Raw genomic sequence first — 13637 nt, 5'->3', positions numbered from 1 at the left:
TGGGTTTCATCATGCGCCGCCGGTGCGTTGGTCGCTTTGACACACGTCAACCGCATCCGGGATAAGTCCCCCATGGTCAGCGCTTCTCGCTTGCGGTAAGCTGGCTCCACGCAGCAAACAACGCGGAGCAAGTCATGAGCGATCCCCTGGGTTTTGGCAAATACGTGCCGGGTTTCGATTTCCTGCAGAGCCTGGCCAAACAGGCCGCAGGGGGTGTGGCACAGGGGGTGCAGCAAAACCTGCCGCAAATGCCCGCGCTGGGCAACTGGATCGCGCCCACCTTCAATGTGGAGGAGCTGGACAAACGCATCGACGAACTCAAGGCGGTGCACTTCTGGCTCGATCAGAACAGCAAGGCGCTGGGGGCCACCATCCAGGCGCTGGAGGTGCAGAAGATGACCCTGGCCACCCTGAAGGGCATGAACTTCAGCCTGGGCGACGTGGCCAACGCGCTCAAGATCAAGGCGGCCGACACCGTGGCCGGTGTGGCCTCGGGTGTGGCCAGCACCGCCCACAGCGTGGCCGGCCGCACACCCACCCAGTTTGCCGGGCTGGAAATACCGCCCAGCGCCTACCACGCGCAGGCGCCTGCGGTGCACGTCGATGCCCCGGCGCCAGAACCCGTGCCCGAACCGGAGCCGGCACCACCGCCCGCGCCGCGCAAAGCCACAGCCAAAAAAACCCATGCCCCCAGCGCGGACGCGCCGGCCATGCCCGGCGTGGTCGATCCCATGCAATGGTGGGGGGCGCTGAGCCAGCAGTTCCAGACCATCGCTGGCAACGCACTGAAAGACGCGGCCAAACAGTCGAGCCTGGACGTGACCCGCAACGTGGCCAGCGGCTTGACCGGTGAGGCCATGAAGGCCGCCACCGGCATGGCAGGCAACGTGGCCAAGACGGTGTCGGACACCGTGGGCGCTGCCGCCGCGCTGGGCAAGGCCGTCACGGGCGTGGGTGGGCGGGGCCGTGGCAACGCGCTCAAGTCTGCCGCCTGGCCGATTCCCGGCGCCGTGTCGCCCGAGCTGGACAAGCCTGCCGCCAAGAAGCCGGCCCGCAAAGCAGCCGCCAACAAGGCGCTCGCCAAAAAAGCCACGGCCAAAAAAGCCGCAGTCAAAAAGCGCCCGGGGTGACATGAAACGTTTTGCGCTGGCCCATGCCACCCACCCGCAATGGCGCATGGCCGCCGCGCTGGTGCTGGCCCAACTGCGTGCGCAACTGGCCCTGCCTGAGCATGCCGGTGCACCCGGCCTGGCTCTGCTCTACATCACGGACCACTACGTCGAAGCCGCGCACGACATCCTCGACCACCTGAGCGCCGAGCTGCCCGAGGTGACGGATTGGGCGGGTACCGTGGGCGTGGGCATTGCCGCCACCAACGTCGAGTACTTTGACGAACCGGCCATGGCCGTGATGTTGTGCGATCTGGCGCCCGACCAGTACCGCGTGTTCAGCGGCGTGGCGCCCTTGCCCGCCGCCCACGGCGGGCCGGGCGGTTTTGTGGCCCACACCGCCTTGCTGCACGCCGACGCCCAGACGCCTGACGTGGCCGAACTGATCGCTGAAATGGCCGAGCGCACCGCCAGCGGCTATGTGTTTGGCGGCCTGGCCTCCAGCCGCACCGACACCGTGCAGTTCGCGCTGGGCAGTGGCGGCCACCTGAGCGGGCAGGGTGCGGCCGGCGGGGTGTTCCATGGCGGGTTGAGTGGTGTGGCCTTTGGCCCTGACGTGGCGCTGGTGTCGCGGGTGACCCAAGGCGCCCACCCGGTGGGACGCACCCACCGCGTGACCGCCGCCGACCGCAACGTGGTGCTGAGCCTGGACGGCGAGCCTGCTCTGGACGTGCTCTTGAGCGCGTTGGGTGTCTCGCTGGACGAGCCGCAGGTGGCCATGACGCGGCTGCGCCAAACCCTGGTCGGGCTCACGCTGGACGAACCCCAGGGCGCAGGCAATACCCCGCAGCGCCCAGGCGCATTTGGCCCCGAAGTGCTGGTGCGTCACCTGATTGGGCTGGACCCGATGCGCCGTGGCATTGCGGTGGCCGATGTGGCACCCGTGGGCGCACAACTGAGCTTTTGTGAGCGCCACGTTGGCGCCGCACGCGCCGACCTGATCCGGGTGTGTGCCGAGGTGCGCGATGAACTGGAGCCGGAACTGCTGAGCGTTGAGGCGGCGGCCATGGCGGGCGCGGCCGGCGCCGAAGGCCCGCAGGCGCCGCCGCGCATGCGCGGCGCGGTCTACGTGAGCTGCACCGGGCGCGGGGGGCTGCATTTTGGTGGTCCCAGCGCCGAGTTGCAGATCATCCGACGCGCGTTGGGCGACGTGCCCCTGGTGGGGTTCTTCGCCGCGGGCGAAATTGCCCACCACCGGCTCTACGGTTACACCGGCGTGCTGACGGTGTTTGCCGACACCGCCTGAGGCCACTTGAGGTGTGGCCGGCTCAGCTCTTGCGGGCCACCCAATAGGTGGCGCCATCGGGGCCGTAGCGCTCGGTGTGGGGCGCGTCGCGGTCCAACGCAAAGGTGTCGCCGGGGCGCAGGTGCAAGGTCTTGCCGTTCACACCCAGCCACATCTCGCCGCGCGTCACCAACGCTTGCGCCACAAAGGGGTGCGAATGGGTTTCCAGCACCGTGCCGGGCGCCCAGTCGCGCTCCAGCACCTCGTCAAAACCGTGTGCCAACCAATGGGCCTTGAATGCCTCGAAGGATTCGGTGTTCATGGCGCGATTTTGTGCCCCGCGCCTCATCCCTGCTGGCGGCGCGGGCATGGCCTTTGCATGCACAGGCGCATACTCAACACTTTACGTTAGGAGGGCCTCAGCGACCCGCGCGCTGCGCCCACACCATGATCCGCCTCGACCTGCGCATCGAACTGAACTACGACATCGATGCCTTCGGTGCCGACTTCATTCTCAACATCCACCCCGCACTCACATCGCAACAGCGTGTGCTGAACGAAAACCTGTGGCTGAGCCAGCCGCTGGCGCCGCTGCTGCAGACCGACCGCCACACCGGCAACCGCCTGCTGCGCCTGCGCGCCGGCCCTGGGCCGCTCAAGCTGGTCTACACCGCGCTGGTGGAAATCGACCACCACAGCGTGCTGCCCACCCAGTTGCCCGAGGTGCCGGTGGCGCAACTGCCACCCGAGGTGCTGGGCTACATCTACCCCAGCCGCTACTGCCAGTCGGACCGCCTGGGGCGCCTGGCCAACCAGGCTTTTGGCACCCTGTGGCAGGGACATGGCCGTGTGCTGGCGGTGCAACAGTGGGTGCAACGCCACGTCACCTTCACCTCCAACACCACCAACGGCAACACCTCGGCGGTGGACACGCTGATCGAACAGGTGGGCGTGTGCCGCGATTTTGCGCACCTGATGATCGCGCTGCTGCGCGCGCTCAACATCCCCGCGCGCATCGCCACCGGCACCGACTACGGCGCCGATCCCGCGCTGGGCCCACCCGACTTCCACGCCTACGTGGAGGTCTATCTGGGCGGGCGCTGGTACATCTTCGACCCCTCGGGCACCGGTATCCCCATGGGTTTTGTGCGCATCGGCACCGGGCGCGACGCCGCCGACGTCGCCTTCGCCACGATTTTTGGCGGTGTCAAAACCCAGGCACCCGTCATCAGCGCCGTGCCCGTGGCCGGCAGCCCGGCGCCCATCCACAGTGCCTACGCGCTGTCCACCGATGCGGGGGTGGTGTTGCCTTGATGTGCGAGAGGCTGTGCCTGCAGATGCCTGTGATGCGCATTGCATATGCAATACATTTGAGGCATGAAAACCGCCTCACTCCCTCCCGTGCGTGTTGCGCCCGAATTCCGGCAAGAGCTAGAAGGCGTGCTGGAAGATGGCGAAACGCTGTCGCAATTTGTCGAGAGTGCGGTGCGCAGCGTGGTCGAAAAGCGCAAGCACCAGGCTGAGTTTGTGCGACGTGGCATCGCGGCCATTCAGGACACCCAGCGCACCGGCGCCGGTGTGCCGGCCGACGAGATGCTGACTCGCCTACAAACGCATTTGGATGCGGCCAAGTTGGCTCGTGCGCAGCGCGGCTGATGTCCTTTCGGGTGATTTTCAGCGAGGCGGCGGCCCGTGACTTGGAGGTGCTGTTCGATTTTGCGCTGCAGCGCGAACTTGACAGCGAAACCGGCGATTTCGATATCCCCGCCCGTGCGCTGCGAGCCATCCGGGACGGCCTCGCGCTGTTGGAGCTGTCCCCGTTTGCGTGCCGCAAGGCTGGTAGCAACCCGTTTCTGCGCGAACTCGTCATTCCCTTCGGTGGGTCGGGTTATGTGGTCTTGTTCGAGATCGTGGACCAACGTCGCGTGATCGTGGGTGCTGTGCGCCATCAACGCGAGGACGATTACCACTGACGCACCCCGTTCACTCGCTCAACTCAGCGTCATTCGCTTGTGCTCCACTGAATCGGTTTTCGGTAGACACAGTTGCGGCGCGTGACCACAAACCCGCAGTCTTCGTAGACGCGGCTCGCGCCACTGGCGTTCTGGCTGTCCACCCCCAGTGCCGACTCGGTCATGCCTGCCGCCGCCTGGGCGCGAAGGCTGCGGGAAATGAGTGCTCGCGCGAGGCCTCGGCGGCGCCAGGGTTTGCCTACGCTGACGAACTCTGTCCAACCCCGTAGACGGCCGTTCCCCGCGTTCCATGTGTCGTCGATGTACGCGCGAACCTGACCCGCCACCTGGTTGGTTTGCGCATCCCAGGCCACCTGCCACAGGTGCGGCTGGAACACCTGACTCACCAGCCAGCGCTGGTAGTCGGCTTCGTCGGGTGGGCAGTAGCCCCAGTGGGTTTGGAACGCTTTCGTGTGGGCATCCCAGATGGCGCGGTGGTGTTCGGGTTGCACCGGCCGAACTTCCAGTCCATCGGGCAGGGAGAAGTCGGCAATGTCATGGAGCGAGGCGCGCTCCATGGTGAAGAAATAGCGTTCAGGCCGGTAGCCGGACTTCTCCAGCAAGGCCGCACGTGCAATTTCGCCTTGAGTGACGAACGCATGGTGGGCGTGCCGCAGATGGGGGCCGTGTGCTTTTGCCATCTCACGCTGACGCGACTCCAGCCATGCGTGCAAAGCTTTACCGATGCCCTGGCGGCGCCACTGCGGTGCCACAACGGCAAATTGGGAGTACAGCTGCAGACCGTCTGCCTGTGCCCAGTGCCAGGCACGCACGTAACCGGCGATTTCGTCGCCAGCGTCAGCGATCCAAACATCTCGCTCTGGCACGCAGGTGGTGAATGCGGCGTAATCCCGCGCCACGTCGTCGACCCGTCGAAACCATCCGGTCTGGTCTGCGGCAAAACTTGCGTTGGCGCAGGCCACCATGGCCTCGAAGTCCGAAGGCCCTGCAAAGGCGCGGTACATCAGTTTATGGGCTGGGTGGTGCATCGTTCTTTCTCCCGTTTCACGCCTTCTCTGCCCATTTCAGAACGCCCACGCTGCCAACTGGTAGTAGTCGAACCCGCGGTTGCGCCCACCCAGGCATCGCGCCAGGAAGTCCTCCGTCTTGCGGTACATGGTGAGGTTGTTCGGCCAGCGCTGGTTGTTGTGGCCGTCGCCCTGGAAGGTAAAGAACTCCACTGGGCGACCCGCTTTGCGCAGGACCTCGACCATCAGCTCGGACTGCTCCAGCCGCACGCGCACGTCGTTCACGCCATGCATGATGAGCAGCGGACGCGTCTCGGGACCAACCCTGAACAGGGGCGATTTGGCATCCATCACACGACGCTCTTCTGGCTTGGCTGGGTCGCCCACGTAGCGGTGCCAGCCGATGATGCCCATCTCCCAGTAGGGCGGTGCCTTCTCCAGGGACAAGGCCAGGTGCGACACGCCCACCACGCTCACAGCGCAGGCGAACACCTCGGGCGTGAAGGTGGCGCCCACCAGAGCCGAGTAGCCGCCATAACTGGCTCCATAGATGGCCACGCGCGTGGGGTCGGCAATGCCCCGCTGCACGGCCCAGCGCACGCCGTCGACCAGATCGTCGTGCATGCGGCCGGCGAACTCGCCTATCGCCTTTTCCATGAAGGCGCGGCCATAGCCGGTCGAGCCCCGGTAGTTGATCTGCAGCACCGCATAGCCTCGGTTGGCCAGAAACTGCTGCATCGACCGGCTGGCGGGACCGGCCGTCCAGCGGTCGCGCGACCAGGGGCCTCCGTGCACCAGCAGCACCAGAGGCAGTCTGTTTGGCTGCACACCTTCGGGCAGGGTGAGGTAGCCGTGCAATGGCAGGCCGTCGCGCGCGGCCAGTGTGATGGGCCGGCTGCGCGCCAACTGACCGCTGATCAGGCTCAGGCCGCTTTCCCCCAGCAGCTGGGCAGGGCCGTCGGCCGGCAGCAGGTAGCTGCGCCGGCCGCGTTCGGTGGCCACCACGGCCGTCATGGTGCGTTCGCTGTCGTCCATGCTGGTGATGGACACTTCGGCCGGCTCGCCGCCGACCAGCGCGTCCAGCCGCTCGCGCAGCGCGGCATCGAATACCTCACGGCGCGGGTAGCCGGGCATGGAATAGGCCACCAGCGGCTGGTGCGTGCGGCGGCTGATGAGGGCGTGGTCCGAATCCACGTCGTCCGTGGCGTGCACCACGGTCTCGGCCCCGTCGCTCAGGCGCAGGCGCACCAGGGCCGACTTGTCCCGCCCGCGGGAGGACATGGCCCACACCGCCTCGGCATCGTCGTCCAGCTCCAGCAGGCGAACAAAGTCGAAGCGGCTCCATTGCACTGCATCGCTCCAGCCACCGGGTGTTGTTGTATGAGGCCGTTGCAACGTGGCCTGATCGCCAGCCACCGCCACGCGAGCGCGCAGGCGGCCCCGGTGGTCCACGATCCAGGCGCTCACGTTGCCGGGGTTGGTGGCTTCCACTGTGTGCGCGCCGGTATGTGGGTTCACCCGGTGGAGGTCAAAGACCTTTTGATCACGCCGATTGGTGGCGACCATCAGGTCAGAGCTGCCCTCCACCGTCTGAACAATGTGGCTTGCGACCTTGTCGAACGGCGTCAGATCAACCCAGGCGGCGTCTTCCTGGTCCACGGCCACGGCGTGGATGTGGCTGTTCTCGTCGCCGGTGGCGTCAACGGTGGCGGTCAGGTAGCGGCTGTCGGCGGTCCAGCGAAAGCCGCGGGCGCGAATCGGGTAGGCGCGGGCATCGTCTTGGCCCATGGTGCGTACCCAGATGGCGGGGTGCGTGCCCTTTGCCCCCATCCATGCCAGGCGGGTGCCGTCGGGCGACACGCGGTAGTTCCCCGTGCCCTCCAGACTGGTCACGAAGTCGCGCACTGGAATCAGTTCGGGCAGTTGCGCTCCCGCCAGGGCTGGATGTGTGGGGCCTGTGGCGCAGCCTGACAGAACCAACAAGCTTCCCAGCGCAGCCAGCGTGATGGTGGGCAGCCAGCCCCCTCGGGATGCAACGGCGTCCCCTCGGAATATCGTGTGCGTATCGCGGTCGTTCATGCAGGCATTGTGCAAATGCCTTCCTTAACGCAAGCCAAAGGCACGCACGCGGCGGCCATCACCAACCGCAGGCGCCGCGTCACAATAGGCCTCACCATGCACATCCTGTTGATCGAAGACGACCTGGACCTGGGGCGGGCGTTGCAGTCTGCGTTGAAGGTGGAGGGCCTGACCAGCGAATGGTTGCGCCGCGCCGTGGACGCGCCGGCTTCTGTGGATGCCACGATGGTGGACTGTGTGCTGCTGGACCTGAGCTTGCCCGACGGCAGCGGGTTCGAGTTGCTCGCCCGCTGGCGTGCGCAGGGCGCGCAGGTGCCCATCATTCTGGTCACCGCTCGCTCGGCGGTGGAGGACCGATTGGCGGGACTCGACGGTGGGGCGGATGATTTTGTGGTCAAGCCATTCGCCATGGCCGAATTGATGTCGCGCATTCGCGCCGTGCTGCGGCGCAGTGCCCGTCAGGCCAGCGAGCGCTGGGCAGTGGGTGAGTTGGTGATCGAACCCCGACGGCACCAGGTGCGTCGTGGCGGTGTGGCGCTGGATCTGTCTCCGCGCGAGTTCCAGTTGCTGCTGGAGCTGGCACGCGAGCCCGGTTCCGTGGTGCCCAAGGGCGTGCTGGCGCAGCGGTTGGACCCGCTGGGCGATCCCGTGGATTTCGGCGCGATCGAGGTGCACGTGTCCAATCTGCGGCGCAAGATCGGAGCAGAGTGGATCCGAACGGTGCGTGGCGTGGGCTACCTGCTGCAAGCATGAACACGAACGTGACGCCAGCGCCTTCCCGGTCGAGCCGGCTGCGTGTGTTGTGGTCGCGTCTGGCCGAGCCGACCTTGGTGCGCCGCAGCGTGGCCTCCGTCATGGTGGCCTTCGTGCTGGTGTGGGCTGTGCTGTTGGGTTACAACTACCATAGGTACAAGCAGGCCATCACCTACGATCCCGGCTTGCTCAAGTACGGTGACGCCGTGCTGGCGTCGCTGGCTGGCATGACTGACGCGGCACATGCGGCCGCGGCGCTCGCTTCCACCGACCACTGGACCAATGTGCGCCGCCGCCAGAGTGGGCTGCTGCCCGGCACGCTTCTGCACGAGCTGCAGGACCGTGCGTCGGGCAGAACGCTTTATGCCGCCAGTGGCCTGCAGGACAAGCAACTGCCACCGGCCACCCTCGGCCCCGATTCAGGTCTTGTCGAAGCGACGGTTCAGGGGCGGCCCTATCGCATCTACACCGGGCAAAACGGGCGCTGGGTGCTGCGTATCCTTGAGCCCAAGCGCGCCGATGCCGACTACTTGCTCTACAACGGACGCAACTTGCTTCCCTACCTTTTGCTGGCCTCGCCGTTCGTGCTGCTGCCCGTGTGGCTGTCGGTACGCAACGGGCTGCGGCCGTTGCAACAACTGGCTGACCGCATCGCTCAACGAAGTGGCGACGAGCTGCAGCCTGTGGGTTTCAATGCCCGACACCGCGAACTCAAACCGCTGGAGCAGTCGTTGGATGCCATGCTGGCCCAGCTGCGCCAGAAGGTCGAGCGCGAACGTGCCTTTGTGCAGGACGCAGCGCACGAAATCCGCACCCCATTGGCCGTGATCAGCGCGCAGGTGCATGTGATGGCTCGCGCTTCAAGCGAGCAAGAGCGCACCCGGGCGCAGGCACACATGGAGGAGGCCATCGCTCGCACCTCGCATTTGACCCAGCAACTGCTGGACCTCGCCGCGCTTGATGAAGCGCAGCGCCCTGTTCCTCGCCATCTGGACGTTGCTCAGTGGCTGCGGACCGCCATGGCGCACGCTGCACCCCGGGCCATGGCACGGTGGGTCGAGCTGTCATTGGATGCGCCTGACAAGCTGCCGGCCAGGCTGGACCTGTTCGCGTGGGAGTCTATCGTGCACAACCTCATCGACAACGCCCTGCGCTACGTCCAAGAGGGAGGTAACGTGTCTGTCGGACTGAAGCAGGAAGACGGTCAACTCCGTTTGGTGATTCAGGACGATGGCCCCGGGATTGCCCCGGCCGAGCACCAGCGCATCTTCGAGCGCTTCTATCGCGGCGTGGGTCATTTCGCCAATGGGTCGGGCCTCGGCTTGGCCATTGTTCGGCAGGCAGCCTGGCGGATGGGTGGCCAGGTACAGGTGGGCCCCGGCCTGGGTGGGTCGGGTGGCCCGGGGGTCGGGTTTTTCGTGAGCTTGCCGCTCGATCGCATGATTGAATTGACGGCATGAATGGTTCCAGAGTGGGTTTCACGTACCATGGTTTCAATGAAGAATCTGCTGGAACGCTTCCACCACCTGCCCGAGCACACGTTCGCGGCCGTTGACACGGTGGTGCGCGAAGGTGGCCCGTCGGGGGCATCTGGATCTTGGGAAGTGGTGCGCTGCAGGTGCGCAAGGGCGGCGAGCTGGTCAATGCGGTCAACCGCCCGGGCGCCATGATTGGCGAGGTCTCGGTGTTGCTGAACAAGGCCTACGGCGCCACCGTCGAGGCCACGGCCCCCAGTGTGCTGCGCCACGCCGCCGACCGCCAGGCCTTTCTCGCCACCGACCCCGAGATCAGCCGCCTGGTGGCCGTGGACCTGGCCGAGCTGCTTAATTTTGTGTCCAGCTATCTGTCTGACCTCAAGCACCAGTATGGCGACGCGCCGGGTCTGGCCATGGTGTCGGACGTGCTCAAGCAACTGGCGCTGCGCCAGGCGCCCCTGGCCCGCCCCGGATCCGCGCGCGACCCCGATCCGGATTCCTGACTCAGAACACCGTGCGTGGCGGTCGGGCCGTGTCGTACAGGCGCAGGGTTTCCATGCCCATCATGGACTTCCAGACGGCGTCTCCCGCACCCAGGTCGATTTCGATGTGTGCCGGCACTGGCCCAATCTGGCGCCCGGCGTTGAACACCAGGTCTGGCTCGGGCGGTCGGCCCAGGCGCCGTTGGGCTTGAAGGGCGATTCGTGCACGTGGCCGGTGAGCACCATGTTAGGCCGGTGCTGGGCGATCCAGCCGCCGATGTCCGCATTACCATAGTCGCGGCGACCCGTCCAGCAGGTGGGCGAGCCCAGCGGTGGCCAGTGGTAGATCCACACCCAGCGTGCGCCTCGGTCTGCCACAGCGCGGCCTGCTCGCCCTGCGCATTGGGCCCCGTCAGGTCGTGGTTGCCCGAGCTGATCACTACCCGCCCGAGCGCCTGCAGCAGCGAGAGGTAGCGTCGGATGACCACCGACTGGGTGTCCAGCGCCACCGCTGAACTGATGCCCAGCTGGTCCCCAGCCAGCACACCAGATCAAAAGCCGGCGCAACCCGAACCACCCAGTCGAGTTGCGGCAGGGTGTAGTGCAGATCGGAGACGAGCAGGATGCGCACGGTGCGGGTGGGTCTGGCCTGAGCGGGTGTGCTGGAGGCTCACCAGAATGCCGTCAAAGCGGTAATCGGGTGTCGTCGGGGCTGTCGATTTCTCTCGTCATCCGCCCCACACTCAACTTGAGCCCCAACATGCCAAAGATGCGGTTCATGGTCTGCACACTGCCGTCGCTGCGTTCCTGTTCGATGTCCTGGAGGGTACGGTAGGCGACGCCAGAGAGCTTGGCCATGTCGGCGGTGGTCAGGCGCATGGTTTTTTTGAGGTGGCGCACGGCCTGTGGCAAAGACCATTCGGGGTGGGCCAGCACGTCTTCGATGGCTTGTTGGCGCAGGGCCAATTGCTCTGCCACCGGAATGGGGTTGAAGCGTTTGTCCATGGTTTTCAGCTCAGCGTGGCCAGTTCTTGTGCTCGGGCCAGAATGCCTGGGCGCAGGTGCTGGAGCAGCCCAGGCTCCAAACCCATGGTTTCACCTTCTGCGGCGATGCGCTCCAGTGTGGGCACCATGATTTTCAGGCCTTGAACCAGTGGCTTGCGCTGCACCAACTCCGGGCCTTTTCTGCGCTGTTCTTTGTGCACTTGCGCGCTCAGTTCGCAGACGCGGTCGAGTACGCGGCGCCAGTCGGGCTGGCCACCATCGTTGCCTTCCCAGCGGATGCGCCGCGCGATGCCGTCGGGGTGCAGGTACATGGGCGCAAAGTCGAACAGCGGCGTCAACGCGATGTGGCCCTTGAAGTCGCGTTGGATGGCGGTGTTGCGGGCATGGTTGTCTTTGTTGCCCAAGGCCAGGTTGGCCACGTCGCGTTTGAGGTACTCCAGCACCTCGGTTTGTGGGTTTGTGCAGTGCCGCAGGAGGGCCAGGCACACCTGGTCGTGGCTTGGCACCCCATCAAAGCCGGGCAGGCCGGTCAGGGTGGCGATGCTTTCCTGCGCCAGGCGTGTCACCCCACCGGGGTGTACCTGCCGGTCAAACCGGGGGATGAACAGTGCGCGCTGGCGCAGCGTCAGGGGCGCGTGCACGCGCAGGCCCAGCTGTCGGGCAGCGGCCATGTAGGGCGCTTCGTGCCGCAGGATGCTGGCGAGCTGTGGGTCGGTGCCGCGTCCAAACTTGACGATCAGGTGTTCGACCGCGCGCTCGTCTGGCAGGGTGTGGTCCAGGTAAAGCAGGCCGTCGTCGGCCCGTGTGAGCAGCACCTTGGGCCATTCGCCCTGCACGCCCGACGAGCCGGCGACAAACAGACCGTGTGAGGCCAGGTGCTCGGCGAAGTGGTCGCCGCGTTGCGCCACCTCGTCGTCGGTGAAGCCACGCGTTGCACCCGCGTTGGCATTGAGCCAGTCGGCCGCTTCCTTGACCCGCAGGTGACCTATGGGGTTGCCGGCGCCGGCCTGAAGCAAGGGCCAGTCGGCCACCAGACCGGTGCTGGCCGGCAGGCCGATGCGTTGCAACAGCTCTTGCCGGCCAAAGCCTTGCGGCAGCATGTCGATGAGAAACACCGGCCAGTGCGCCGCTTGCAGTGGTTGGAGGCCAACAGGCCATGCGGCGCAAAGTGCGTGTGCGTCGGTGGTGCCAGCGTGCTCAACCGCCCATTCGACCGCATACCCCGAGTAGGTGTGGGCCCGCCAACCGTCGTTCTCGGAACCATGCAGGTGCACGCTGGCAGCGTCGTGCCAGGCACCGTTTGCAAACAGTTGTACCGTGCATGTGCGTTGCATATGCACGAAATTTTAGCTAAATCAAGCCGAAATCCGGTTTTTTTCTGCGCATTTTTTCGTGTAAATAAAGGTGGGCGGATCAGGCTGCCGCCCGCCCCAGCGCCCGCATCACCTCGCGCAGCGGCATGCCGTAGCTGCTGGCGAAGTCGGCTTCGCTCAAACCGCTGGCGCTGAACGCGCGGCGCAGGGCTTCGTCGCGTGCTTGGCGACTGGCCACTTCGGCCAGGGCTTCGAGGGTCAGCGCGTTGACTTGTTCGTCGCGGCCGAGCACCTTTTCGGCATAGGCCTCGCGGCTCAGGCCCGATTGCTCGAAGGCCTGTTCCACACGCTGGCGGAACTTGGGGCTCAGGTCTTCGGCCGTGCGCGTCTGGCGGCGGCGGAACACCTCCACCAGCGCGTGGTGCACCTGTTCGGGCAGCAGCGCTTCCACCGGTTGGCCGCTCAGGTCGTGGCGTTGTGCGCCGCTGGCCACGGCCGAGAGGTAGCGCGTGGAACGCGTGTGCAGCGCCAGCGCGGCCTTCAGGCCTTCTTTGTCCAGCACCTCGGGCTGGGCGTCCAGCAGGTCCTGGAAGATGCCGCGCTTGAGTGGGCGCAGCACCTCACCAAACAGGGCGGGGTAAAGCTCGGCCAGTTGGGCCAGCACAGGGTGTAGCGGCTTGGGCGGTGTCGCTTCGCGGGCCGGGCGGGCGCCCGAGGGGCGGCGGCGATTGCCTGCGGCGGTGCGCTGGTGGGTCGGCGGTGTCGGGGAGTCGGTGTGTTGCATGGGGGACGGGCCGTCGAACGGGGTGTCAAGGGGGTCGATTGTGACCGTTTTGCGGGCGGGGCTTTACGCGGATCGTTCGTCGCGCCACAGCGGACGCAGGGCCCACAGCCCCAGTGCCGGGCCGATGGCCAGGCCGGTGAGCAGCCAGTGCAGGGGCCAGGTCCGAGTGAGTTCGACGAACATGTGGGTGGGTGCTGCGCGCCGTGCGTTATTTCCGAAGCTGGGCGAAGGCCTCGAATTCCCATCGGCGCATGGCCAGCACCAGGGTGTAGCCTTCCCGCTCCTTGACGGCTAGTGTGCTGTCCCGTTATTTTCTGGCATTAATCCTGCATGCCAATGCGGTATCTTGGGAACGGAGATACCGCCATGAGA

General features: G+C 66.1%; 15 protein-coding genes. 8 read left to right on the top strand and 7 right to left on the bottom strand.

The genetic code is table 11. From position 1 onward, the window contains the following. Window positions 1-134: 134 nt before the first annotated feature. Together ACFQU0_RS12400 and ACFQU0_RS12395 are read left to right on the top strand one after the other, a co-directional pair. On the top strand, window positions 135-1130 hold the full coding sequence (locus tag ACFQU0_RS12400) for a PhaM family polyhydroxyalkanoate granule multifunctional regulatory protein (protein ID WP_382201189.1): 996 nt from the start codon (window positions 135-137) through the stop codon (window positions 1128-1130). Between the two features lies 1 nt (window position 1131). Next, entirely contained in the window at window positions 1132-2415 is a 1284-nt protein-coding gene (locus ACFQU0_RS12395) for an FIST signal transduction protein (protein ID WP_382201187.1), read from the top strand. A 22-nt stretch (window positions 2416-2437) separates the two neighbouring features. On the opposite strand, the gene ACFQU0_RS12390 is transcribed toward ACFQU0_RS12395, so the two are convergent. Continuing rightward, complete coding sequence (locus ACFQU0_RS12390; protein WP_382201186.1) at window positions 2438-2716, bottom strand: cupin domain-containing protein; 279 nt, start codon at window positions 2714-2716, stop codon at window positions 2438-2440. 125 nt (window positions 2717-2841) lie between these two features. Between ACFQU0_RS12390 and ACFQU0_RS12385 the strand changes: the two genes are divergently transcribed. The 3 genes from ACFQU0_RS12385 (at window position 2842) to ACFQU0_RS12375 (ending at window position 4367) form a co-directional block, all read left to right on the top strand. Then, complete coding sequence (locus ACFQU0_RS12385) at window positions 2842-3708, top strand: transglutaminase-like domain-containing protein (RefSeq protein WP_382201184.1); 867 nt, start codon at window positions 2842-2844, stop codon at window positions 3706-3708. 63 nt (window positions 3709-3771) lie between these two features. Continuing rightward, on the top strand, window positions 3772-4050 hold the full coding sequence (locus ACFQU0_RS12380; protein ID WP_382201182.1) for a YlcI/YnfO family protein: 279 nt from the start codon (window positions 3772-3774) through the stop codon (window positions 4048-4050). Further along, complete coding sequence (locus ACFQU0_RS12375; RefSeq protein ID WP_382201179.1) at window positions 4050-4367, top strand: type II toxin-antitoxin system RelE/ParE family toxin; 318 nt, start codon at window positions 4050-4052, stop codon at window positions 4365-4367. Before ACFQU0_RS12380 ends, ACFQU0_RS12375 begins: the two co-directional genes overlap by 1 nt. A 29-nt stretch (window positions 4368-4396) precedes the next feature. On the opposite strand, the gene ACFQU0_RS12370 is transcribed toward ACFQU0_RS12375, so the two are convergent. Both ACFQU0_RS12370 and ACFQU0_RS12365 read right to left on the bottom strand, forming a co-directional pair. Beyond that, window positions 4397-5395 (bottom strand): GNAT family N-acetyltransferase, encoded by a 999-nt coding sequence (locus ACFQU0_RS12370; RefSeq protein WP_382201178.1) that lies wholly within the window; start codon window positions 5393-5395, stop codon window positions 4397-4399. Window positions 5396-5431: 36 nt separating this feature from the next. Next, a complete protein-coding gene (locus ACFQU0_RS12365) occupies window positions 5432-7453 on the bottom strand; it encodes an alpha/beta hydrolase family protein (protein WP_382201176.1) in 2022 nt (673 codons plus the stop codon). Between the two features lie 96 nt (window positions 7454-7549). Here ACFQU0_RS12365 and ACFQU0_RS12360 point away from each other — a divergent pair, with 96 nt between their 5' ends. The 3 genes from ACFQU0_RS12360 (at window position 7550) to ACFQU0_RS12350 (ending at window position 10184) form a co-directional block, all read left to right on the top strand. Beyond that, a complete protein-coding gene (locus ACFQU0_RS12360; protein ID WP_382201174.1) occupies window positions 7550-8206 on the top strand; it encodes a response regulator in 657 nt (218 codons plus the stop codon). Further along, window positions 8203-9666 (top strand): sensor histidine kinase, encoded by a 1464-nt coding sequence (locus ACFQU0_RS12355; RefSeq protein ID WP_382201172.1) that lies wholly within the window; start codon window positions 8203-8205, stop codon window positions 9664-9666. The genes ACFQU0_RS12360 and ACFQU0_RS12355 overlap by 4 nt, the downstream gene beginning before the upstream one ends. Window positions 9667-9803: 137 nt before the next feature. Then, window positions 9804-10184 carry a cyclic nucleotide-binding domain-containing protein gene (locus ACFQU0_RS12350; RefSeq protein ID WP_382201170.1) on the top strand — a complete coding sequence of 127 codons (381 nt, stop codon included), beginning with the start codon at window positions 9804-9806 and terminating at the stop codon, window positions 10182-10184. Window position 10185: 1 nt separating this feature from the next. Here the strand turns inward: ACFQU0_RS12350 and ACFQU0_RS12345 are convergent, their stop codons facing one another. From ACFQU0_RS12345 to ACFQU0_RS12330, 4 genes are all read right to left on the bottom strand, one after another. Next, window positions 10186-10332 (bottom strand): hypothetical protein, encoded by a 147-nt coding sequence (locus tag ACFQU0_RS12345; protein WP_382201168.1) that lies wholly within the window; start codon window positions 10330-10332, stop codon window positions 10186-10188. Window positions 10333-10847: 515 nt separating this feature from the next. Continuing rightward, the gene (locus ACFQU0_RS12340) at window positions 10848-11168 is read right to left on the bottom strand and encodes a helix-turn-helix domain-containing protein (protein ID WP_382201166.1); all 321 of its coding nucleotides are present in this window, start codon (window positions 11166-11168) and stop codon (window positions 10848-10850) included. Between the two features lie 5 nt (window positions 11169-11173). Then, on the bottom strand, window positions 11174-12502 hold the full coding sequence (locus ACFQU0_RS12335) for a type II toxin-antitoxin system HipA family toxin (RefSeq protein ID WP_382201165.1): 1329 nt from the start codon (window positions 12500-12502) through the stop codon (window positions 11174-11176). Window positions 12503-12581: 79 nt separating this feature from the next. Further along, a complete protein-coding gene (locus ACFQU0_RS12330; RefSeq protein ID WP_382201163.1) occupies window positions 12582-13265 on the bottom strand; it encodes a ProQ/FINO family protein in 684 nt (227 codons plus the stop codon). Window positions 13266-13637 lie beyond the last annotated feature (372 nt).

The sequence above is a fragment of the Hydrogenophaga defluvii genome, from assembly GCF_042665235.1.
Lineage (GTDB): Bacteria > Pseudomonadota > Gammaproteobacteria > Burkholderiales > Burkholderiaceae_C > Hydrogenophaga > Hydrogenophaga defluvii_A.
This window is presented reverse-complemented; position numbering and strand designations above follow the sequence as displayed.